This window comes from Uniformispora flossi, from assembly GCF_049534875.1.
In the GTDB taxonomy this organism is placed as follows: domain Bacteria; phylum Actinomycetota; class Actinomycetes; order Streptomycetales; family Streptomycetaceae; genus Yinghuangia; species Yinghuangia aomiensis.
In genome coordinates this window covers 560223-582560 of sequence record NZ_JBMULZ010000003.1, presented here as the reverse complement: position 1 = coordinate 582560, position 22338 = coordinate 560223, and the positions used below count along the sequence as shown (strand labels likewise).

Annotated in this window: 17 protein-coding genes; 6 read left to right on the top strand and 11 right to left on the bottom strand. The window is 72.0% G+C overall.

Going from position 1 to position 22338, the window contains the following annotated elements:
* The first annotated feature begins 47 nt into the window (after positions 1–47).
* Entirely contained in the window at positions 48–1166 is a 1119-nt protein-coding gene (locus ACPA54_RS09770; protein ID WP_423528279.1) for a glycosyltransferase family protein, read from the top strand.
* Between the two features lie 3 nt (positions 1167–1169).
* Here ACPA54_RS09770 and ACPA54_RS09765 read toward each other — a convergent pair whose 3' ends face one another.
* Positions 1170–2297, bottom strand: a complete 1128-nt coding sequence (locus tag ACPA54_RS09765) for a peptidoglycan recognition protein family protein (protein ID WP_423528278.1) — start codon at positions 2295–2297, stop codon at positions 1170–1172.
* A gap of 182 nt (positions 2298–2479) precedes the next feature.
* On the opposite strand from ACPA54_RS09765, the gene ACPA54_RS09760 reads away from it, so the two are divergent.
* The 5 genes from ACPA54_RS09760 to ACPA54_RS09740 all read left to right on the top strand — a co-directional run bounded on the left by ACPA54_RS09760 (position 2480) and on the right by ACPA54_RS09740 (position 11678).
* The gene (locus ACPA54_RS09760; RefSeq protein ID WP_423528277.1) at positions 2480–3238 is read left to right on the top strand and encodes a TIGR03089 family protein; all 759 of its coding nucleotides are present in this window, start codon (positions 2480–2482) and stop codon (positions 3236–3238) included.
* Positions 3239–3298: 60 nt separating this feature from the next.
* Positions 3299–4960, top strand: a complete 1662-nt coding sequence (locus tag ACPA54_RS09755) for an LCP family protein (RefSeq protein ID WP_423528276.1) — start codon at positions 3299–3301, stop codon at positions 4958–4960.
* Between the two features lie 276 nt (positions 4961–5236).
* Positions 5237–7621 carry an LCP family glycopolymer transferase gene (locus ACPA54_RS09750; RefSeq protein WP_423528275.1) on the top strand — a complete coding sequence of 795 codons (2385 nt, stop codon included), beginning with the start codon at positions 5237–5239 and terminating at the stop codon, positions 7619–7621.
* Positions 7622–7830: 209 nt separating this feature from the next.
* Entirely contained in the window at positions 7831–9711 is a 1881-nt protein-coding gene (locus ACPA54_RS09745; protein ID WP_423528274.1) for an LCP family protein, read from the top strand.
* Positions 9712–9779: 68 nt separating this feature from the next.
* The gene (locus ACPA54_RS09740) at positions 9780–11678 is read left to right on the top strand and encodes an LCP family protein (RefSeq protein ID WP_423528273.1); all 1899 of its coding nucleotides are present in this window, start codon (positions 9780–9782) and stop codon (positions 11676–11678) included.
* Between the two features lie 27 nt (positions 11679–11705).
* Here ACPA54_RS09740 and ACPA54_RS09735 read toward each other — a convergent pair whose 3' ends face one another.
* The 10 genes from ACPA54_RS09735 to ACPA54_RS09690 form a co-directional block, all read right to left on the bottom strand.
* Entirely contained in the window at positions 11706–13154 is a 1449-nt protein-coding gene (locus ACPA54_RS09735) for a hypothetical protein (RefSeq protein WP_423528272.1), read from the bottom strand.
* A gap of 43 nt (positions 13155–13197) precedes the next feature.
* Positions 13198–14505, bottom strand: coding sequence for a nucleotide sugar dehydrogenase (locus ACPA54_RS09730; RefSeq protein ID WP_423528271.1), 1308 nt, complete (start codon positions 14503–14505; stop codon positions 13198–13200).
* An 85-nt stretch (positions 14506–14590) separates the two neighbouring features.
* Entirely contained in the window at positions 14591–15646 is a 1056-nt protein-coding gene (gene wecB / locus ACPA54_RS09725) for a non-hydrolyzing UDP-N-acetylglucosamine 2-epimerase (RefSeq protein ID WP_423528270.1), read from the bottom strand.
* A 6-nt stretch (positions 15647–15652) separates the two neighbouring features.
* Positions 15653–16228 (bottom strand): Uma2 family endonuclease, encoded by a 576-nt coding sequence (locus tag ACPA54_RS09720; RefSeq protein ID WP_423528269.1) that lies wholly within the window; start codon positions 16226–16228, stop codon positions 15653–15655.
* Between the two features lie 98 nt (positions 16229–16326).
* Positions 16327–17334, bottom strand: a complete 1008-nt coding sequence (locus tag ACPA54_RS09715) for a Gfo/Idh/MocA family protein (protein ID WP_423528268.1) — start codon at positions 17332–17334, stop codon at positions 16327–16329.
* Positions 17331–18419 carry a DegT/DnrJ/EryC1/StrS family aminotransferase gene (locus tag ACPA54_RS09710; protein WP_423528267.1) on the bottom strand — a complete coding sequence of 363 codons (1089 nt, stop codon included), beginning with the start codon at positions 18417–18419 and terminating at the stop codon, positions 17331–17333. Before ACPA54_RS09710 ends, ACPA54_RS09715 begins: the two co-directional genes overlap by 4 nt.
* On the bottom strand, positions 18383–19051 hold the full coding sequence (locus ACPA54_RS09705; protein WP_423528309.1) for an acyltransferase: 669 nt from the start codon (positions 19049–19051) through the stop codon (positions 18383–18385). Before ACPA54_RS09705 ends, ACPA54_RS09710 begins: the two co-directional genes overlap by 37 nt.
* Before the next feature lie 183 nt (positions 19052–19234).
* Positions 19235–20329 carry a glycosyltransferase family protein gene (locus tag ACPA54_RS09700; protein ID WP_423528266.1) on the bottom strand — a complete coding sequence of 365 codons (1095 nt, stop codon included), beginning with the start codon at positions 20327–20329 and terminating at the stop codon, positions 19235–19237.
* A 7-nt stretch (positions 20330–20336) separates the two neighbouring features.
* Positions 20337–21284 (bottom strand): ABC transporter ATP-binding protein, encoded by a 948-nt coding sequence (locus ACPA54_RS09695; RefSeq protein ID WP_423528265.1) that lies wholly within the window; start codon positions 21282–21284, stop codon positions 20337–20339.
* Positions 21268–22167, bottom strand: coding sequence for an ABC transporter permease (locus ACPA54_RS09690; protein WP_423528264.1), 900 nt, complete (start codon positions 22165–22167; stop codon positions 21268–21270). The genes ACPA54_RS09695 and ACPA54_RS09690 overlap by 17 nt, the downstream gene beginning before the upstream one ends.
* Between the last annotated feature and the right edge of the window lie 171 nt (positions 22168–22338).

Genomic DNA, 22338 nt, shown 5'->3' with positions numbered 1-22338 from the left:
CCCCCTACATCTGGTCTAAGGCCCGTCACGCTGCGCACAATCGGCTTATGCGGGTCATGGTGTTCGGCACGTACGACACGACCGTGCACCCCCGGGTCGGGATCCTCTCCGAGGGCCTGCAACGCCAGGGGGTCGACGTCGTCGTCTGCAATGCGCCGCTGCGGCCTACCGACGTGCCCAGCCGGGACCGCAGACCTCGGGGGCGGCCCGCGCACGCCGCGAGACTCGCCGAACTCGCCGTGCGGGCACGCCGGTTGCCGAAACCCGACGTCATCCTGTGCGGGTACCAAGGCCGCGTCGACATCCAGGCCGCCCGGCGGCTGTTCCCGCGCACGCCTTTGGTGCTCGACCACTTGGAGAGCGTGGACGACGTCGCCGACCGGGTCGGGCAGGCACCGCGCGCCGCGCTTCGCTGGGCGATGCGGGTCGAGCGCGCCGCGCTGCGGGCGGCCGATCTGGTGCTCGTGGACACCGAAGAGCACCGGCGGGTGCTTCCGCCGGACCGGCGGGAGCGGACGATCGTGGTGCCGATCGGCGCGGCGCCGCAGTGGTTCGACGCGGGGCGGCACGTGGGTGCCGGGCCGGCGGGGCCGGACGCGGGGGCGCGGGACGCGCCGCTGCGGGTCGTCGCGTTCGGCCTGTTCTCCCCGGTGCAGGGCGCGCCGGTGATCGGCGGTGCGCTGCGCCAGCTCGACGGTTATCCGATCGCGGTGACGATGATCGGCCGCGGTCTCCAGCTCCAGCGCACCCGCGACCTGGTGGGGCAGGATCCGCGGGTGCGCTGGCAGGCCGACGTGCCCGCCGCCGATCTTCCGCGGCTGGTCGCCGGGCACGACGTGTGCCTGGGGGTGTTCGGCACCGGGGCGAAGGCGCTGCGGGTGGTGCCGAACAAGGTGTTCCAGGGCGCGGCGGCCGGCTGTGCGGTCGTCACGTCGGACACCGCGCCCCAGCACCGCCTGCTGGGCGGCGCGGCGCGGCTCGTCCCGGCGGGGAACCCGGATGCGCTCGCCGACACGTTGCGGCGGCTTACCGCGCACCCGGCCGAGGTCGGGCGGCTGCGCGCCGCGGCGGCGGAGTTGGCGCGCGAGCGGTTCACCGCACAGGCGGTTGTGGAGCCGCTGGTGGAGCGGTTGGAGCGGATGGTGGGGAAGAGCGTGGGCGGCTGACGGTCACGTGCCGAGGGCCTTCGCGGCGCCGCGGCGGAGGCGCGGCAGGTTGTCGTAGAGCGACTGGCCGGGGCATTCGGTGACGAAGGCGTCGCGGTGGCCGCTGACCACGTTGAAGCGGACGTTGGTCCCCGCGGCGAACCGGCTGGCGCTGTCGCCGGAGGTGAGCTGGTCCTGGCCGAGCGGGTTGCGGCCGTACATGCCGAGCTTCCACGCGATGACCCGGGTCAGGCCTTCGAGGAGCGCGGCGGGCGGGGCCGTGTCGGTATAGGTGCCGATCGCCGCGACGCCCATGCTGTCGGTGTTGAACCCGAGGGTGTGCGCGCCGCGGACGGCCTTGTCGACGCCGCCCGCGCGGCCTTCGAAGATCGTGCCGCAGCGGTCGACGAGGAAGTTGTAGCCGATGTCCGACCAGCCGTTGGTCTTCACGTGGTAGCGGTAGATGGAGCGCAGGACGGCGGGCGAGTCGGCGCAGCTGTAGGTGTTGCTGTCCGCGGTGTGGTGGACGAAGACCACCTTGACGGTGTCCGTGTACTTGAAGTCGGCTTCGCGCAGCGACTCGTCGGCGCCCCACGCGGCGCGGCTGACGATCGCCGGGCGGCTTCCGGCGCCGCGCGGGCGGACTTTGCCGTCCACGGACGCGACGCCCGGGTCGACGAGTTCGAGGCGCAGGCCGCGCGGGACGTCGCCGGACAGCAGGCCGACGCGGGCTTGGACGGCGTCGGAGCGGCCCATCCACAGCGGTTCGGACGCGCCGCGGCGGGCGGTGTCGGCCAGACGGTCGCCGGTGGTCCGGATGGTGCGCCAAGAGCCCCATTTTCCTTGGGACTTCGTGCGGAGGGTGACAACGAGCCGGGGGTCCGCGGCCGGGTCGTCCCAGGAGATGCCCGCGAGGGAGAAGGCGCGGGTGGGGGTGCGTGGGATTGCCGCGATGGTGCGGCCCTCGCCCGCGGGAGCGTCGCGGGCGACGCCCTGGAGGGGGACGGTGTGGGTGGTGCCCGGGGTGCGGGCGGAGGCGGTCTCGGGGGTCGCTGCGGCGGGCGCGGCGAGGAGGGTGAGCGCCAGGGCCGCGGCTGCGGCGAGCGGGCGGAGGCGGTTTCGGGCGGAGCGCGCGGTGGAGCCGAGGAGCACGGTGGCCTTTCGTGGTCGGGGCGGGAGTCTTGTGTGTGTTCCTCGGCAGGCGGGGCTTAGTGCTGAACCGGTGAAGGCCACTCGGATGGAGTTGTGGGGCGTGGGCTCGCGTTGAGCCGGGTTGTCCACAGGCCTGGGGAGGCCGCGCGTCTGCCGCATCGTCCGCTCCGTACAGTGAGCCCATGTCCGACACCACTCCCGTCACCCTGCTCCGCTCCGCCCTCGCCTCGGACGGGACGCGGCCGTTCACCACGTTCTACGACGACGCCACCGGCGAGCGCGTCGAGCTGTCCGTCGTCACCTTCGACAACTGGGTGAGCAAGACCGCCAACTACCTCCAGGACGAACTCTCCGTCGAGCCCGGCGACCGCGTCGCGCTGCTGCTGCCCGCGCACTGGCAGACCCAGGTGTGGCTGCTGGCGTGCTGGTCGGTCGGGGCGGTCGCGGTGCCGGACGGCGACCCGGCCGCGGCCGACGTGGTGGTCGCCGGGCCGGACGCGCTGGAGCGCGGGCTGGCCTGCCCGGGCGAGCGGGTCGGGCTGTCGCTGCGGCCGCTGGGCGCCCGGTTCGCGGCACCGCCGGAGGGCTACCGCGATTACGCGGTCGAGGTGCCGGGGTTCGGCGACCGGTTCGTGCCGTACGTGCCGCCGAGCGCGGACGACCCGGCGCTGGAGATCGACGGCCGTACCCTCACCGGGGCGGAGACCGCGGACGCCGGGGCGGAGTCCGCGGCGGCATGGGGGCTGGCGCCCGGCGACCGGCTTTTGTCGACCTTGCCGTTCACTCGTGCGAGTGGTTTGCGGGCAGGGCTGCTGGCACCGCTCGCGGCGTCCGTACCTGTGGTTTTGTGCCGAAACTTCGAACTCATCGACGAATCCGCCCGGGAACGACGGATTTCGACCGAGCGCGTCACCCGTACGATCACTGATTCCGAAGGCTGAAGCCCGGTCGGTCGACTCCGTCCGTCCGCCGGGAAACTGCGCGGAAGGTGAGGACGGGGTATGGCCAGGAGGCGCACTCCGTCCGGGAGTTCGTCGGACGACGGGGTGCCGGAACCGGTCGCGGCGGATGCTGCCGCCGACGCGGCGCCCTGCCTCGGCGGCCGGGCCGCCGCGCGCAAGGCCCGTCGCAGGCGCAACCGCCGCCGCAAGGTGTTCATCCCGCTGCTGGTCGTCTGCGCACTGCTGCTGGTGACCGGCGCGGCGGGTGCCTACGTCGTCTACCGCAAGCTCAACGGCAACATCCAGACCGACGCCGTGGAAGGCAAGCTCAGCGCGGACCGGCCCGAGGTCGGCGGCAACGGCAAGGGCAAGCCGCTCAATGTGGTGATCATCGGGTCGGACTCGCGGGCGGGTGCCAACAAGCAGCTCGGCGGCGGCCGCGACGAAGGCGAACGCTCGGACACCACCTTGGTGTTGCACCTCACTTCGGACCGCAAGCGGGCGGTCGTGCTGAGCATTCCGCGCGACCTGATGGTGACGGTGCCGCCGTGCGTGACGCGCACCGGCGGCAAGTCGCCGGAGCGCACCCGGCAGATGTTCAACTCGGCCTACGAGCTGGGCGGCGCGGCGTGCACCCGCAACACCATCGAACGCCTGACCGGACTGCGGATCGACCACCACATCGTCGTCGACTTCTCCGGGTTCAAGGGCATGGTCGACGCGGTCGGCGGCGTGGAGATCTGCCTGCCGCAGGCGGTCGCCGACCGTACCGGCAAGATCAGCCTCGCGGCCGGCAAGCGCACCGTGCACGGCAAGGAAGCCCTCGATTTCGTGCGGCTGCGGCACGACGAGTCGCTCGGCGGCAACGGGAGCGACCTGGGGCGCATCAAGCGGCAGCAGGCGTTCATCGCGTCGCTCGCCAAGCAGATGACGAGCAGCAAGGTGCTGTTCAACCCGGCGCGGATGTACGACCTCGCGGACGCGGTGACCAAGTCGATCCGCGCGGACGAGGGCCTCGACTCGGTGAAGGCGCTGGTCGACCTCGGGCGGAGCGTGCAGGGCGTCAAGACGTCCGACATGACGTTCGTGACCGTGCCGGTGATGGACTCGCCGACCGACAAGAACCGGCTGGAGCCGATCCAGCCGGACGCGCGGCGGCTGTTCCAGGCGATCAACCTCGACGAGCACCTCGACGGCAAGAAGCCCGCGGGGGCGGCCCCGGGGCCGGCTCCGGCGGCGGCCCCGGCCGCGCAGGCCGGGACGCCGAAGACGGGGGCGGCCACATCGGCGGCGCCGCCGAGCCCGGCGGTGTCGAGTGCGTCCGCCCCGGTCCCGGTCCGCCCGGTTGATCCGACGCAGGTGCACGTGAAGGTCCTCAACGGCAGCGGGCGGCCGGGGGTCGCGCGCGAGGTCGGCGACGAGCTGACGCGGCGCGGGTTCGTGGTGGACGCAACCGGCAGCACGGCCCAGGTCACGTCCACGACGATCGAGCACGCCCCGGCGTTGGCGGAGCAGGCGAAGACGCTGGCGGCGGCGCTGCCGGGGTCCGCGGTGCAGCCGGAAGGGACGGTGCCGGAGCAGGTGGTGCTGACCGTGGGGAGTTCGTACGCGGGCATGCCGCCTGCGGCGGCTCCGGCGAGCCCGCCGCCGAGCCCGGCGCCGGCACCGTCACTGAAGGTGGCCACGCGCGACGCCGATCAGGACATTTGCAAGGCGACCTGACCGCGACCTGCGCCTATGCCGCGGTGGTCCAGTCCAACCGACCCCGGCTCACGGCGCCCGAACGGCGCAACGTACCGTGCATCCGTTCGGCAAGGCAGCGACGCCACGGCGCGTCACCGCATCGTGATGTGACTTGAGCCACATAAAGCGACGTTGGTGCAACGCCCCTGTCGAACGGCACGTCTATCTGGACACCGGCCACCGGCAGTTCGCACCTGCGTCATTTCCGGGACGGGGGCCGATTTTTCACGTCGGGCGGCAGAGAGCGAAGACCTCGTGGTCAAGGGCGGCAAGAATCAGGGCGCGTCGAACGCGAAGCGGAACCGCAACCGCAACGCCGACGAGCCCACCACCGCCGACCCGCAACCGCAGCCCGAAACAACGACCGAAGCCACCGTCGGCGAGCCCGAAAACGGACCGGTCGAGGCCTCCGCGGCCGAGTCCCCTGCGCCGACCGGGCAGGCGGGCGCGGAAGACGGCGCCGCATCGGACCGCTCCTCCCCCACCGGGGATGCGGAGGCAAACGCGGACGGCTCATCGCCCGGCGGGGCCCCCGAACCCGCTGCCGCAACGCCAACTCCCTCGGCCCCCGAAGGCCCGACAGCCACCGGAGACGCCTCCTCCGCGAACTCGGACGGGACCGACACGGCACAGGCCGACGGCGTAGGCACGTCAACCGACGCCGGGCCCGCCGCGGCCAAGGCCGCCGCGCCGACCGAGCAGGCGCGTGCGGAGGCGGAATCCGACTCCGGTGGCCCCTCCCCCGCCGACGACGCGGAGTCGACGCCGGTGGCCGAGGAAACCGCGGCCGCCGCGCACGCGGCAGCCGCCGGGAACGCCTCGGTGGATGCTGACGCATCCACAGCAGCACAGGCGGATATAGCGGTGTCCGGGCCGGTGACGGCCGAATCGGCGACGGTGACCGCTTCGGGTGACTCGGCCCCCGCGGCCCAGGCGCCCACCACGTCGGAGGAGCCCGCGGCGGCGAGCGGCGCGGAGCCGGTCGATCAGGCCGAGTCCGGTGCCTCCCCCACCCCGGCCCCGTCCTCCCCGGATTCCAGTGAAGCAGTCGAGGCCACCGGAGACGGCGTCGCGTCGGCGGACGAGGCGGCCGCGTCGGTAGCTGGGAACGGCGTGGCATCGTCCGCCGACCCCGTCCCCCCGGCCGCGCCCACGCCTGTCGGCGGGGCCGCCGCGAACGAACTCTCCATATCCCCGGCCTTCCTGCCCCCGGCCGTCACTCCCGTATCCCGTCGTCGGCGGCGGTGGAAGCGGGTGCTGGTGAGCATGGCCGTGGCGATGGCGGTGCTGATATCCGCGGCCGGGGCGGCGGCGTACTTCCTCTACCGGCAGCTCGACGGGCAGATCACCACCGACGCGGTGGACATGAAGATCGGGCCGGAGCGGCCGGCCGTCCCGAAGGAAGCGTACGGCGCGGTCAACATCCTGCTGATGGGGTCGGACGACCGGACCGGCGACAACATCGAGTACGGCGACATCGGCGAAGGCACCAAGCGCTCCGACACGACGATCCTCCTGCACCTCTCCGCCGACCGTAAATCGTCCGTCGCGGTGAGCATCCCCCGCGACCTGATGGTGCAGATCCCCTCCTGCGTCCGCGACGACGGCACGCAATCCCGGGCCTACAAGGACCAGTTCAACCACGCCTTCGAAATCGGCGGCTCGGCCTGCACGATCAAGACCGTCGAGCAGATGACGCAGGTGAAGATCGACCACCACATCGTCGTCGACTTCACCGGCTTCAAGCACATGGTCGACGCCGTCGACGGCGTCGAAGTCTGCCTGAGCGAACCGCTGAAGGACCGCGCGGCGAAGCTCGACCTGCCGGCCGGGCGCCGCACGCTCGACGGCGAGCAGTCGTTGGCCTACGTGCGCGCCCGCAAGAACCTCGACGACGGCAGCGACACGATGCGCATGACCCGCCAACAGCGGTTCCTCGCCTCGCTGATGAACAAGATCGAGTCGAACGGCGTGCTGTTCAACCCGATCAAGCTGTACGAACTCCTCGACGCCGGAACGCGTTCCATCGCCGCCGACCCGGGCCTCGACTCGCTCGACGAACTCACCAAGCTCTCCAAGAGCGTGGCCGACATCCCGAGCGAGAAGTCCGCGTTCCTGACCGTGCCGCGGCAGCCGTACCGCTACGACCACAACCGCGACGAACTCGTCCAGCCGGACGCCGACGCGCTGTTCACCGCGATCCGCTTCGACCGCATCGCGGTCGGCAAGGCCGACCCGGCCTCCCCCGTCGAACCGGGCGGCACGGTCGAGATCCACGACGCGGCAATGCCGAAGGCGACGTCGACCACCGGTGCGCCGACGGGGAAGGCGACCGGGAAAGCGACCGGCAAGGCCACCGACGAGCCGTCCGACCCGGCGGCCGACGAGTCGTCGGACGCCCCCACGGACAGCCCGTCCGACAGCCCGTCCGCCGACGCGAGCGACAACCCGGCCACGGACGGCGCGGACCCGTCCGCGACGGCGACCGGAAGCGCCACCGCAAGCCCGACCGGAAGTGCGACCGGGAGCCCTGCTCCCACGGGCTCCGGGAGCACGCCCCCGGCCGCGAGCCCGAGTGCTTCCGGTGGCCCGATCGTGACCGTGACGGGACGCACAGTCGACCAGGACGTGTGCGCATGACCTGGGGAAACCCACGAAGCCCCGACCGGGAAAGCCAATTCCGGCCGCAGTCGTACCACGGAAACGAGACGGGTTGCCCGGGGCCGGGAACTCGGCCACTAGGGTGACAGTTTCATCCACTCAGATGCTGAATCAGAAATCCGATCACCACAGCGCGACCGGGGGGCCGCGCAGGTCAGACGACGGGTAGCCGGGAGGGGACGCGGATCGTGAACGCTGGCGACGCACCCAAGAATGGGCGACCGGGACAAGGCCTCGAGTCCCTCGACGACGCGGACGTGGCGGACCTGTGGGTCATGGACCCCGACACCGGGAACTACGAACTGCGTTCCCCGGGTCGCGGCGCCGTGCCCGCGCAGCAGTCCGACGACCCGCACGCCGGGTTGTTCCGCGACGACGCGCCGCCTGAGGGCACCCGCGCGGGACAGGGCGGCGGACGGGCCGCGGCCCGTCGGACGACCACCGCGTCGCGGTCCGAGGCCGCCGTCACCGAGCGCCCGGACACCGACGAGGACGAGAGGTCGTCCCGTCCCGGACGCCGCGCCGCCGCCAAGCCGAAGAGCAAGGCGAAGAAGCGCATCAAGTGGACGGCGATCGGTCTCGCCGCCACCCTCGTGGTGCTGGCGGGCAGCGCGTACGGCTATTACCTGTACCTGAACAGCCGGATCAAGAAGACCCAGCGCAGTGCGGGCGACGAAGTCCCCCAGTCGGCGGCCGACTCCGAGGGCCGGACGCCGATGAACATCCTGCTCATCGGGTCGGACAGCCGCATCGGCGCGGGCAACGAGGGCTACGGCGACGCCGGCCACCCGGGCCTCGCGGACACCACGATCCTCATGCACCTGTCGGCGGACCGCACGAACGCGACGCTCGTGAGCATCCCGCGCGACACCATGGTCATGCGCCCCAAGTGCACCGTGAAGGGCAAGACCGCCCCGGCGTCCACCAGCCCGTTCCCGTTCAACGAGACGCTCGGCGACCAGTACGGCGGGGCGCCGTGCACGGTGGCCACCGTCGAGAAGATGCTCGGCGTCCAGGTCGACCACTACCTGATGATCGACTTCAAGGGCGTCAAGGAGATGACCGACGCCGTCGGCGGCGTGCCCATCAACCTGTGCGACCCGATCAACGACCCGGTGCGCCCGAACCAGGGCGGCGGCACCGACCTGTTCCTCAAGGCCGGCGAGCAGCGGCTGCAGGGCGAGAACGCGCTGAAGTTCCTGCGCGCCCGGCACGCGTTCGGCGACGGCAGCGACTTGGCCCGCATCGAGGCGCAGAAGAGCTTCCTCATGGCGCTGGCCCGCGAGGTCAAGAACAACGCCAAGTGGAGCAACCCGCAGGCGCTGTTCGACCTCGCGCAGGCCGCCACTGGCAACCTCCAGGTCGACGACGGCCTCGACACCATCAAGAAGCTCGTGGACCTCGGCAACGAGATCAAGAAGGTGCCCGAGAAGCGGATGGCGTTCACCACGCTGCCCAACGAGGCGTACCCGGCTGACCCCGACCGACGTGTGCAGCAGCGCCAGCCCGACGCGGCCAAGCTGTGGCAGGCCATCAAGACCGACGCCCCGATCACCAAGGGCGACGCGGCGGACGCCGCACCGCCCGCCGAGGCGCCCGCCTCCGCCCCGGCCGCGCCGCAGGCGCCGACGGTGGACCCGACGACCATGAAGGTCACCGTCCGCAACACGACCAAGTACACGAAGGGCAAGGCGGTCGCCGACCAGCTCTCGGCCGGCGGCTACAAGGCCACGTCGGAGTCGGGCAACTCGGGCCGGACGCTCGACAACAGCGTCGTCCGCTACCCAAAGGGCAAGGTGGACGCGGCCAAGCAACTCGCCGCCGCCGTCGGCCTGTCCGACACCGCGCTGGAGGAGAGCACCACCGGCTCGACGTCGTTCGAGGTCGTCATCGGCTCCGACTTCCCGGGCCTGACCGACACGGCGCCCGCCGCCGGCAAGCCGGGCAAGACCACCGGCCCGGCGACGACCGCCACCACGGCGCCGCCGTCGGCGCCGAGCGCGAGCGACCTCAAGCTCAACACCGCGGACAACACGTCCTGCATCTCGACGGGGCGCGGCAAGAAGTAGGTCCGCGCGCAAACGGTCCGCGAGGCGCGGACACCGATCGCACACGGCGCCGGGAGGCGATGCACGGCATGGGCTCGGGGTTCGGACCGTCGGCCGACCACTCGCGCGATCGGCGCCGCCGCGCCGCGGGCACCCCTCCGGGGGCGGCCGCGGGGGGCGACCGGCTCGACGGGCTGGACGACGCGGACATCGCGGATCTGTGGGTCGTCGACGAGCACACCGGCGAGTTCCGGATGCGCACGCCCGGCGAAGCGGCCGCTTCCGGCTCCGCGTCCCGTCCGGACTCGCCCCGTCCCGCGTCGTCCCGCCGCCGCGCGGACGCCGAGGAGTCGGCGTCGGCCGAGGCGGCACCGGCTGCGTCCTCGCCGGGCCGCCGCCGGTCGGAGCCGGCCGGGCGGGCCGCGAGCCGCCGGTCGGGTGGTGCCGCGGCCGAGGCGAAAGGCAAGCCCAAGAGCAAGGTCAAGAAGCGCCTCAAGTGGACGGCCATCGGCCTCGTCGGCCTCCTCGTCGCGATCGCCGGCGCGGGCTACGCGTACTACGAGTACCTCAACAGCCGCATCAAGACCGGCGACCGCAGCGGCGCCGTCGACGCGGCAAAGGAAGCGCCCGCCGACGAGCAGGGCCGCAAACCGATGAACGTGCTGCTCGTCGGCTCGGACAACCGCGTCGGTGCGGGCAACGAAGGCTACGGCGACGCGGGCCACCCGGGCCTCGCCGACACCACGATCCTGCTCCACCTGTCCGCCGACCGGTCCAACGCGACGCTGGTGAGCATCCCCCGCGACACCCTGGTCTTCCGTCCCGCGTGCAAGGAGGAAGGCGGTAGCGGAAAGGTTCAAGCAGCTGCCGACCGCGTCCCCTTCAACGAGACGATGCTGGCGCCGTACGGCACCCCGTGCACGGTCGCGACCGTCGAACGCATGCTCGGCCTCAAGATCGACCACTGGCTCAAGATCGAGTTCAAGGGCGTCAAGGAGATGACCAAGGCGGTCGGCGGCGTGCCGGTCAACTTGTGCGACCCCCTCGAAGACCCGTTCACCACGAACCCGCCCGGCGGCACCGGCCTGAGCCTCCCCGCCGGCGAGACCCGGCTCGCGGGCGAGGACGCGCTCAAGTTCGTGCGCGCCCGGCACGGCTTCAAGAACGACAGCGACCTCGGCCGCATCGAGGCGCAGAAGAGCTTCCTCATGGCGCTCGCCCGCGAGATCAAGACCAGCGCGACGTGGAAGGACCCGCAGGCCGTCCTGCAGATCGCGCAGACCGCGGTCGACAACATCACCGTCGACACCGGGCTCGGCCGCATCGAGAAGCTGGCCGGGCTCGGTCAGGAGATCAAGAAGGTCCCGGAGAAGCGGATGGCGTTCACGACCCTCCCGGTCATGGACGTCCCCGGGGAGGATCCGCGCGTGCACGTCCAGCCGCTCGAGCCCAAGGCCGGCAACCTGTGGGCGGCGGTCGCGGCCGACCGGTCGATCACGGAGGGCGACCCGAACGCGCCCGCCGCCGCGCCGGGTGCCGAGGCGCCGCCGGCGGCCACCGCCCCCGCCGCACCGGTGGTCGACCCGGCGACGATCAAGGTCAGCGTGCGCAACACGACCACGACGCCGCGCGCCACCGCGGTCGTGCAGCAGCTCAAGACGCTGCGCTACGACGCCTCGGTCAACAACACCAAGAGCACCACGCCGCGCGCCAACAGCTCCATCTCGTTCCCCGCCGGCAAGCTCGACGCGGCCAAGCAACTCGCCGTCGCGGTAGGCCTGCCCGAAACGGCGGTGGACGAGAGCCCGACCGCCAAGACGTTCGAGGTCGTCATCGGCCTCGACTTCCCGTCCGCGGCGCCGAGCACGTCCGCGGGACCCGGCACGCCCGCCTCCGCCTCGCCGCCGCCCGCGGCGCCGTCGAAGGACGACCTCAAGCTCAACACCGCCGACAACACGTCCTGCATCAAGACCAAGAAATCCAAGTAGCCGCGGGCTCGTTCGGCCTCGGACCGGTCACCTGCTCCGCGGGTCCCCGTCCGAGCCGGAGGTGTCCGCCGGCGCCTGCGGGGTCGAGTAGGCGACCGACCAGGCGGACTTGGCTGATGCCGTGTGCTCGACGACGATGCGCTGGCCGGTGACGAAGACGCGGTCGACGGGCACCGTCAGCGTGCTCGGGACCGGGTGGCCGTCGGAGATGCGGAGCACGCGGAGGCCGCTTCCGCCGGGCAGGTAGAGGGTCGTGCCGTCGGTACCGCCGTCGGCCAGTCGGCCGAGGCCGGGAACTGCCGTGAACCACAGTGGGGTTCCGTCTTTCAGACGGTACGCGGCGACACCGTCGGCGCCCGCGCGGGTCTCGTGCGCGAGCACGGTGTCGCCGGTGACGGTCACGTCGTCCGGATCGGCGTCGCGCAGCGTCCACACCGCGCGCCCGCCGTGGTCGAACGCGGTGAGCGTCCCGGCGCCGCCGTCCGCCGGGCGGGTGCCCGCGAGGATGCGGTCCGGAGTCACCGCGGCGAAGCCGACGGTGCCTGTGGTGTCCGGGAGTTCGGCTTTCCAGGTCGGGCGGGCGGCGCCGGGCGCGAAGGCGGCGAGGGCGCCCGGCGCGGCGAGGTAGACGGTGCGGCCGTCGGCGGCGACGTCCGTCCAGCGGCCGGGCACGTCCCACCGGCGCGCGATCCCGCCCGAGACGGTGTCCTGCTGGACGACCCGCGACGTATCGGGTCGGCCGCCCGGGGCGGTGCCGACCATGAGGACGGTGCCGCCGTTGCCGGTCATCCCGGTGACCCAGCCGCGGTCGCGCTCCGGGTCGGCAACCGCGGGCGTCACCGGCACGGCCTGGCACCACTGGGCGTAGCCGGACCGGGCGTCGGCGCCCATGACCTGGGTGTCGCCGTTCTTGTGCGGCACGAACGTCAGGGAGCGGAGGTTCTTCATGAACGTGTCGAGCGGGCCTTCGGCGGCGCGCATCCAGTGGCGCTTGCCGCTGCGGCCTTCGTACATTGCCAGATCACGCGGAGCCGCGCCGCCACGCGCCGGGAGCAGCCCGAACTCGTCCGACATGACGGGCAGCGGGCCTTGGGCGACGACCGTCCACACCGGCTTGCCGACGGCCTGGTCGCCGGTGAAGCGGGTGGCTTCGCGGTAGAGCGGGTCGCGGAGGGCGGCGCGGATCGCCGGATTGTCGGTGCCGCCGATCTGCGGGACGCCGAACGCGTCCGGGAAGACCTCGGTGTCGGTGAGGCTGTGGAAGTCCGACCAGCAGGGGCGCACTTCCTCCGCTTGGACGGCGACCACGCCCAGCACGGCGAGCATCACGACGGCGCCGCAGCCCGCGACGAGCTTCCCGGCGTGGCCGCGGACGAAGCGGGCGACGCGCGGCCCGGGCCGGGGCGTGCGGGGGTCGACCTGTGCTGCCTGCTCCGCCCCGCCGTCCACGTGTCCGTCCTCGTACCGCTCGCTCACGCCCGGTCAGGTCCCGTCGGCATCGCCGGCCCGTCGGGGCCGGTCAGGCTCCGCCGCCGCCGATCGTGCGCCGGGCCACGCCCGTCCAGCGCGCCGGGTCCGTCACCCGCCGCCCGTCGACCAGCGCGCGGACGCCGGGGAACCGGTCGGCCGACAACGTCCGGTACTCCTCGTGGTCGGTCTGCACGATCACCGCGTCCACCGGCTCCCCGTCCTGGTAGGGCCGCAAACCCAGGGCGGCGATCTCGCCCTCCGTGTACATCGGGTCGGACACCATCGCTTCGGCGCCCGCCGCGCGCAAGGCTTCGACGACCGGGAACACGCCGGAGAACGCCGTCTCCTTCACCCCGCCGCGGTAGCTGACCCCGAAGACCGCGACGCGGGCGCCGCGCAGCCCCGTGCCGTCCATCGACAGCAGGCCGTCGAGCAGGCCGACGCCGTAGCCCGGCATGCCCGCGTTGGTGGTGCGGGCCGCCTTGACCACCGTGGCGTCGGGGTCGTTGAAGGCGTAGAAGCGCGGGTAGACCGGGATGCAGTGGCCGCCGACGGCGATGCCGGGCCGGTGGATGTGGCTGTACGGCTGCGAGTTGGACGCTTCGATGACGGCGTGGATGTCGACGCCGATGCCGTCCGCGTAGCGCGCGAACTGGTTGGCCAGACCGATGTTGACGTCCCGGTAGGTGGTCTCGGCGAGCTTGGCGAACTCGGCGGCTTCCGCGCTGCCCATGTCCCACACGCCGTTCCCGCGCGGCAGGTCCGGCCGCGGGTCGAAGTCGAGGACCGCTTCGTAGAAGGCGACGGCCCACGCGGCGGCCGCCTCGTCGATGCCGCCGACCAGCTTGGGGTAGCGGCGCAGGTCGGCGAAGATCCGGCCGGTGAGCACGCGTTCGGGGCTGTGGCAGAGGAAGAAGTCGGTGCCGCAGCGCAGGCCGGAGGCCTTCTCCAGGGCGGGGAGGAAGCGTTCGCGGGTGGTGTGCACGGGGAGGGTGGTCTCGTAGGAGACCAGGGTGCCGGGCCGCAGGCCCTCGCCGATCGCCGCGGTCGCGGCGTCCATCGCGCGGAAGTCCGGCTGGGCGTCGGTGTCGACGACGACCGGGACGACGACCACGACGTAGTCGCTCTCCGCGACCGCGGCGGCGGTGTGCGTGGTGACGCGCAGCGTGCCCGCGTCGACGACCGCGCGCAGCCGCTCGGCGAGCTCGGCTTCGCCGGGGAACGGTTCGGCGCCCTTGCCGACCAGCTCGACCAGAGCCGGGTTGACGTCCACCCCGACGACCTCGTGCCCCTTGCCGGCGAACTGCACGGCAAGCGGGAGGCCGATCTTCCCGAGCGCGACGACACAGATCTTCACGTTGGACGTACCTTCGGTCGTGGATGATCCAGATGGCGCCAGCGTACCCGCCGGATTTGTCCCGAGGGTGACGATTGGGCGACGGTCAGGCGCGGGCTTCGAGCGTGCGTACGACCGCATTTGCGGCGTGGCCGTCGCCGTACGGATGCCCCTCGACGGGGGCCGGACGCTCGCGTACGGCGACTTTGCCCAGTTCGGCGGGGTCCGGGCACAGCACGTTCCAGCCGTGGGCCAGCGTCTCGGGCCATTCGGTCTCGGCGCGCAGCGTCGTGCAGGGCCGCCCGAGGAGGAAAACTTCCTTCTGGAGTCCACCCGAATCGGTGACGGCGCCGCGGCTTCCGAGGACCGCGCGGACGGTCGCGGCGTACGGCAGCGGACCGGTCGGCCGCAGCGCGCCGCGGTCCAGCGCGATCCCGTTTGCGGCGGCCCGGTCCCGGAGCCGCGGGTGCACGGGCAGCAGGACGGGGAGCGGGAGGGCGGCCAGGGCGTCCACGACGGCGGCGAGGCGGGCGGGGTCGTCGGTGTTCTCCGCCCGGTGCACGGTCGCGACGAGGTACTCGCCTTCACGCAGCCCGGGGTCGAGGGGCCGGTCGGCAACGGCGTCGCGGGTGCGCAGCACGATGTCGGCCATGACGTCGCCGACGATGGCGGTGCGTGCGGCGAGGCCTTCGTTCGCCAGGTTGACCGCGGCGATCTCCGTCGGCGCGAGCAGCAGATCCGCCGCGTGGTCGGTGAGCACCCGGTTGTGTTCCTCGGGCATGAGCCGGTTGAACGAACGCAGCCCGGCTTCCAAATGCGCCACCGGGATGTGCAGCTTCACCGCGGAAAGCGCGGCGGCCAGCGTCGAGTTGGTGTCCCCGTAGACCAGCACCCAGTCGGGCCGCTCGCCGGCGAGGAACACGTCCTCCAGCGCCGCGAGCATCGCCCCGGTCTGCGCGCCGTGACCGCCCGAACCGATGCCGAGGTGCACGTCGGGCGCGGGAATCCCCAGCCCGTCGAACAACGCGTCGGACATCGCGCCGTCGTAGTGCTGGCCGGTGTGCACGATCCGGTGCTCGTGCCTGGTTCCGCGGAAGGCATCGGCCACCGCCCCCAGTTTCACGAACTGGGGGCGGGCACCGACGACGCTGATGACCTTCACGGGGCCTCACAGGAAGTCTGTGGTGTCCAACAGGAAGTCGAACGGGGCAGGCAGCGGGATCGTCTCGCCGAACGGCCGCGACAATTCGTCATAGTCGCCGTTCTTCGGGTTGCTGAGCAGCGACACGCGTCCTTCGCTCCGGTCGATGAGGAGGTACAGCGGAATCCCACCCAGTGCATAGGACAACCGCTTGTCCTTACGGTCCCGGTCCGGCTTGGAGGACGTCACTTCAACGACCATCTCCACACCGTCGCTGGGCATCCACGGCTCCGCCCCGCGAAACAGCCGCATGGCCATAGGCGCAATCGAGATATCCGGGATCACGTGGTTCCTTGGGGCCAGACCGACACTCGGCACGGTCAAGCCCTTCGTCATCGACATCTGCATTTTCACCGAAGATCGCGTCGCCACTTGATCAATGATCAGTCCGATCACATCCTCGTGATCACCAGCCGGCGGTGGCGCCACCACGACCTCCCCCTCAATCAGCTCCGCACGGAACCCGGGCGGGGTGTCCAGAGCCAGGAATTCCTCCAGGAGAATCTCCTGCTGACTGGGGGTTTCGTATGCCATAGCAACCATTGTGTGTCCCCCTTTCGGTCCGGCGCGAGCCTATGGCGAGCGTGGCGCCGAACCGATCGGGAATCCCGCAGGTTCACCCAACGGGATGAACGGACCGGTCAGTTTTCGATCGGGACCGTCATGCCGTCGCGGGCGCTGTCCAGCATCGCCTGCGCCACCACCACGTTCACCAGGCCCTGCCGCATCGTGACGATGTCGGACTCCTTGCCGAGGACCGCGTCGCGGAAGGCCTGGTGTTCGGTGTGCAGCGGCTCCGGCTTGGCGATGGCGTAGCGGATCATGTCGCCTTCGCTGACGCCGCGGAAGTTGGACAGCGCGACCCACTGGGTCAGTATTTCGGCGTTGTTGTGGAAGGTCAGGTCCACGTTCAGAGTGTCGGCGATCAGGCAGCCCCGCTCGCCGGTCACCACCGTGACGCGTTCCTTCATCGGGGACAGCCAGTTGACCAGGTGGTTCGTCACCGTGCCGTCGGCGAGCTGGCCGACGACGGCGACCAGGTCCTCGAACGCGCGCCCGCTCTTGAAGGCGGTGCGCGCGGACACCGACCGGTACGTCTGCCCGGTCACCCACGCCGTCAGGTCGATGTCGTGGGTGGCCAGGTCCTTGACCACGCCGACGTCGGAGATGCGGTTGGGGAACGGGCCCTGGCGCCGCGTGACGACCTGGTAGATGTTCCCGAGCTGGCCTTCCTCCAGCCGCGCGCGGAGCTGCTGGAGGGCCGGGTTGTAGCGCTCGATGTGGCCGACGGCGCCCACCAGCCCAGCCTGTTCGAAGGCCTCGGCGACCCGGCGGGACGAGGCGACGTCCTGGGCGAGCGGCTTCTCGACGAGCGTGTGCACGCCCGCCGCGGCCAGCTGCAGGCCCAGGTCCTCGTGGTACGCGGTCGGCGCGGCGACCACGCAGTAATCCAGTCCGACCGCGATCAGCTCGTCGACGGTCGTGAACAGCGGCACGCCCCCCGCCGCGTCGTGCGGGTCCCCCATCGGGTCGCACACGCCGACGAGCGTGACGTCGGCCAAGCCGCGCAGCACGCGGGCGTGGTGGCGGCCCATCATGCCGAGCCCGATGAGCCCGGCGCGCAGCGGCTGTCCGGCCACGGGGCTCATTTGCCGGCCACCGCCTCGGCGACCGTCTTGAGGTCGGCGTCGCTCAGTTGCGGGTGCACGGGCAGCGACAGCACCTCGCGGGCCGCGCGCTCGGTCTCCGGCAGGTCGAGGTCGAGCCGGAACGACGGGAGCCGGTGGATCGGCACCGGGTAGTACACGCCGGAGCCAACGCCGCGTTCGGCGAGGCGCTCGGCGAAGCCGTCCCGCCCGCCCGCGAACGCGTCTTCGGGGACGCGCACCGTGTACTGGTGGTAGACGTGCGTGGCGCCCGCGGCGACCGGCGGCGTCACGACGTCCGTCCCGGCCAGGTTCGCGTCCAGGAACGCCGCGTTGGCCTGGCGGCGCGCGGTCCAGCCGGCCAGCTTGCCGAGCTGGACACGGCCGATCGCCGCGTGCAGGTCGGTCATCCGGTTGTTGAAGCCGACGATCTCGTTGTCGTACCGCTTCTCCATGCCCTGGTTGCGCAGCAGCCGGAGCTTCCGGACGACCGCCGGGTCGTCGGCGACGACCATGCCGCCTTCGCCCGAGGTCATGTTCTTCGTCGGGTAGAGGCTGAACACCGCGGTCTTGCCGAACGCGCCGACGGGCGTGCCGTGCAGCGCGGCGGCGTGCGCCTGGCAGGCGTCCTCGATGACCGCCAGGCCGTGCCGGGTGGCGAGCGCGTTCAGCTCGTCCATCGCGGCCGGGTGGCCGTACAGGTGCACCGGCATGATCGCCGCGGTGCGCGGGGTCACCACGGCGGCCGCGGCGGCGGGGTCGAGGCAGAAGTGCTCCGGCTCGATGTCGGCGAACACCGGGGTGGCGCCGACCAGCGCGACCGCGTTGGCGGTCGCGGCGAAGCTGAACGACGGGATGATCACCTCGTCGCCGGGGCCGATGCCCATGGCGAGCAGGGCCAAGTGCAGGCCGGACGTCCCGGAGTTCACCGCGACCACCGTGCGGCCGCCGACGATGGCGGCGAACTCCTGCTCGAACGCCGCCACTTCGGGGCCCTGCGCAAGCATGCCGCTGCGCAGGACGCGGTCGACCGCGTCTCTCTCCTCGGCTCCTAGGCTGGGTGCCGCCGCGGGGATGGATCGGACCATGAGGGGGTTACCTCCGAGAGGGTCTCGTCGATCTCGATGAAGCGCGCCCCGGTTTCCGGGCACACCCACCGGCGGACGGCCTGGGTGCTGCCGTCCTCTGCCTCCCCCGGTTCCTCCCCGGAACCAGCTTGATCCGGGACCAGCGGTACGCCGGCCCGGCCCACCCACTTGACGCGTCGTGCCGGTACCCCGGCAACGAGCGCGTAGTCCGGTACGTCACGGGTGACCACCGCACCGGCGCCCACAAGCGCCCACCGGCCGATGGTGATCCCGGCGACCACCACGGCGCGCGCGCCCACCGCGGCGCCTTCGCGGACCGTCACGCCCTGTGCGTGCCAGTCGCCGACCCGCTTGAGGCTGCCCTCCGGGTCGATGGACCGGGGGTACATGTCGTTGGTGAGGACCGCGGCGGGGCCGATGAAGACGCCGTCCTCGAGCCGGGCGGGCTCGTAGACCAGCGCGTAGTTCTGCAGCTTGACGTTGTCGCCCAGCTCGACGGCCGGGCCGACGTACGCGCCGCGCCCGATGATGCACCCGGTGCCCAGGACCGCGTCCTCGCGGATCTGGGCCAGGTGCCAGACGGTGCTCCCGGCGCCGATCGCCGCGGTCGCGTCGACGTCGGCGCTCGCCATGATCCGCACCGGGTCGGGCTCGCCGCCCGGCCCGGGCAGGTCGGCCCGCCCGGCGAGGTCGACCCCGCCGTCGGCGCGGCCGCCCGGGTCGGCGGGACGGGTGATCGGATCAACGCTGCCCGTGGGCTCCACGCGGGGCTCCTCGGTGTGCTCGGGGTCTGCGGGCGTCGGCACGGGGCGCGGTCACCGGCCGGCGGCGCGGACGAGGTCACTTATGGTGTGGGCGAGTTCGTCGGACGGGGACGCCCCGGTGAGGTTGCGGTCCGTCCACTCGAGAGCGGCCTTGCGCATCGCCCGGAGCTCCTCGGGGCGGTCGGCCCACTCGCGCAGCACGCGCCCCGCGTCGTCGGTGTCGCGGACGACGTATCCCGCCCCGGACTCGGTCACGATCCTAGCCATCCGGGGCAGGGGCGTGGCCACAACAGCCAGTCCGCAGCCCAGGTATTCGTACAGCTTTGTGGGCACCGCTTCGCGGAACGCGGGGGTGTCGTCGAGCAGCGCCAGACCGGTCCACGCACCCTGCGCGATGCCCCACGCCTCGCGCGGCGCGAGGCGGCCGTGCAGCCGGACCCGGGCCGCGGCGGGCGACTCGCGCCGCCACCGGGCGAGCCACTCCTGGTCGGCGGCGGCGACCGGCCCGACGATGTCCAAGTGCCATGACTCGGCGGCCTCGACGGCCGCGAGCATCGCGGCCAGGCCGCGCGAGCGGCGCACGTCCCCGATGTAGACCGCGCGCGGCTCCGGGTCGGGGTCGGCCGGCTTCGGCAGGTAGCCGAGGTCGGGCAGGTTCTTCACCACCAGGCGGCGGCGCGCGGTCAGCGGCGGCACGTGGTCGTCGGCGACCACGGTGAGGTCCGCTCGCCGGGTCGCGGCCGTGCAGGCGCGGACCAGCACGCTGCCGACCGCGCCCTTCCAGGTGGCGCCCCACGGCCGGTCGCGGAGCAGCTTGAGGTAGTCCTCGTGCACGTCGGCGGCCAGCCGGCCGCGGCGCAGCAGCCGGGCCGCGGCGGCCGCCGGGACCAGGTCGGGGTCGAGCGTCATGACCACCCGGCCGGACGCCCGGAACGGCAGCGCGAGGTCGCGCCGCAGTCGTCGGAAGGCGCCGCCGCGGTCGCCGAGCGCGACGACCCGGGTGCCGGCGGGGCCGCCGGCCGCGTCGCCCAACCCGATGACCTCGACGGTCATGCCCGCGCGCAGCAGGGCCGCGGCGGTGCGGTGCAGGCGGGCGTCCGCGACGTCGTGCGCGGAGCTGACGATGCTGATGTCGACAGATGTCACGGCGGCCTCAGACGTCTTCCATGGCGAACGCGTCTTCGCCGACTTCCAGGAACCGCATGTACTCGCCGATGATCGTCTCGGGGTCGCCTTGGTCCATGAGCCGCCCCTTGTGCAGCCACAGGCAGTGGTTGGCCATCTCGCGGACGCTGGCCATGCCGTGGCTGACCAGGATGATCGTGCGTGCGGCACGGCAGAGTTCGTCCATCTTGCGGGCGGCCTTGCGCTTGAACGCCGCGTCGCCCGCGGACAGCGCCTCGTCGACGAGGAGGATGTCCGGGTCCATGTGCACGCCGACGGCGAACGCGAGGCGCTGGTACATGCCCGACGAGTAGGACTTCATGGGCATGTCCATGAACTCGCCGATGTCCGCGAACGCGGCGATCTCCTCGTACTTCTCCTCGACCTCGGCTTCCGCCTTGCCCTGGGCGAGTCCGCCGAGGACGACGTTCTCGCGGCCGGTGAGCTGGCTGTTGAAGCCCACGCCGAGCGCGAGCAGCGTGCTGACCTTGCCGTGCACCTCGATGCGGCCCTTGGTGGGCGGCAGGATGCCGGCGATGGCGCGCAGCATCGTGGACTTGCCCGCGCCGTTCGCGCCGACGACGCCGAGCACGGTGCCGTGGTCGATGCGCCACGACACGTCGCGGACCGCCTCGATCTCCCGGATCGTGCGTTCGCGGCGGCCGACCCGCTTGATGGCGCTCTTGAGCGTGGGGACCTTCTCCACCGACGTGCGGTAGGTGATCGACAGGTTGTCGACCTGGACCGCGAGCGGCTGGTCCGCGGACCCCGGCCGGGTGGCGGCGGCGGGAGCGGCCTCGTCGTCCGGAGCGCCTTGGGCGGCTTGGGCGGCTTGGGCGGCCTGGGCGGCCTGGCCGGCCCGGTTGTTCCGGGCCGCCGGGTCCGGGCGGCCTGCTTCGGGTGCCTCGCGGGCCTCGGGGTCAGATGCGGTAGGCAAATTCACGCTCCCGGGACAGGAAGAACCAGGCTCCGCCGATCAGGGCCACGACCGCCCAGGCGGTGCCGTAGACCATGAGGGCACCGTCCGGCGCCCGGTTTTCCAGGACGACCTGGTTCCAGGAGCCGATGATCGGATACAGCGGGTTGACCTTGAAGATCCACAGCAGCCAGGGGTTCGCGGAGAGCTTCTCCTTGGCTTGCGAGACGGTGAACAGGACCGGGGACAGGTAGATCCAGATCCGCAGCGCGTACGGCAGCAGACTGGACGTGTCGCGGAAGTACACGGCCATCGCGGCGAAGAACAGCCCGCAGCCGAAGCTGAACACGGTCTGCACCACGAAGATCGGCACCAGCCACGCGAACGCGATGCCGACCGCCCGGCCGGCGGCGGCGTGCGCGATTGCGTAGACCACCAATGTCGGCCAATACATCATGAACGAGGAAAACAGCGAGGAAAGCGGGAGCAGCGCTTTCGGGAACGCCATGTTCATGATCATCTTGCCGCCGCCGGTGATCGACGTCGACGACAGCTGGACGATGTTGCGCGTGTAGTAGTACGCGAAGAGTCCCGACAAGATCACCGTGAAGCCCATCAGCGGGTTGCTGTGCGGCGACCCGGCGAGGACGGTGACCAGCATGAAGTACACGGCGGCGAGCAGCAGCGGGTTGATCACCAGCCACAGCTGGCCGAACACCGTCTCGTAGTTGCGGCCCTTCAGGGTCGCGTGCGCCATGCGATAGGCGAACCGCCGCCGCTGCCACACCTCGCGGAAGTACACCCGCAGCGGCGGCAAGTGCGCGTGGTACGGCTCGTACACATGCACCGGCACGCCGCTGTTCCCGGCGCCGCTGCGGCGCCCGACCTCTGCCTCGGCATCCATGACCGCCACTACCGGCTTCTCCTCGACTGCGGAACATCCGGCCCGACGCCGGATTCCGCGATCGGCCGGATACCGGGTCGTAGCAGGTATAACGACGATACCGGCGATACCGGCGAAAATCGCCGCTCACGGGTCATGCGCCACTCCTCGTTGGCCGCGCGTCGGCCGCTG

Bases quoted from the DNA above. Each gene is read 5' to 3' on its own strand.
- ACPA54_RS09760 (WP_423528277.1), top strand. From the start codon at position 2,480: ATGTCCGACACCACTCCCGTCACCCTGCTCCGCTCCGCCCTCGCCTCG.
- ACPA54_RS09715 (WP_423528268.1), bottom strand. From the start codon at position 17,334: ATGAGCCCCGTGGCCGGACAGCCGCTGCGCGCCGGGCTCATCGGGCTC.
- ACPA54_RS09720 (WP_423528269.1), bottom strand. From the start codon at position 16,228: ATGGTTGCTATGGCATACGAAACCCCCAGTCAGCAGGAGATTCTCCTG.
- ACPA54_RS09770 (WP_423528279.1), top strand. From the start codon at position 48: ATGCGGGTCATGGTGTTCGGCACGTACGACACGACCGTGCACCCCCGG.
- ACPA54_RS09755 (WP_423528276.1), top strand. From the start codon at position 3,299: ATGGCCAGGAGGCGCACTCCGTCCGGGAGTTCGTCGGACGACGGGGTG.
- ACPA54_RS09740 (WP_423528273.1), top strand. From the start codon at position 9,780: ATGGGCTCGGGGTTCGGACCGTCGGCCGACCACTCGCGCGATCGGCGC.
- ACPA54_RS09710 (WP_423528267.1), bottom strand. From the start codon at position 18,419: ATGGTCCGATCCATCCCCGCGGCGGCACCCAGCCTAGGAGCCGAGGAG.
- ACPA54_RS09705 (WP_423528309.1), bottom strand. From the start codon at position 19,051: ATGGCGAGCGCCGACGTCGACGCGACCGCGGCGATCGGCGCCGGGAGC.
- ACPA54_RS09690 (WP_423528264.1), bottom strand. From the start codon at position 22,167: ATGGATGCCGAGGCAGAGGTCGGGCGCCGCAGCGGCGCCGGGAACAGC.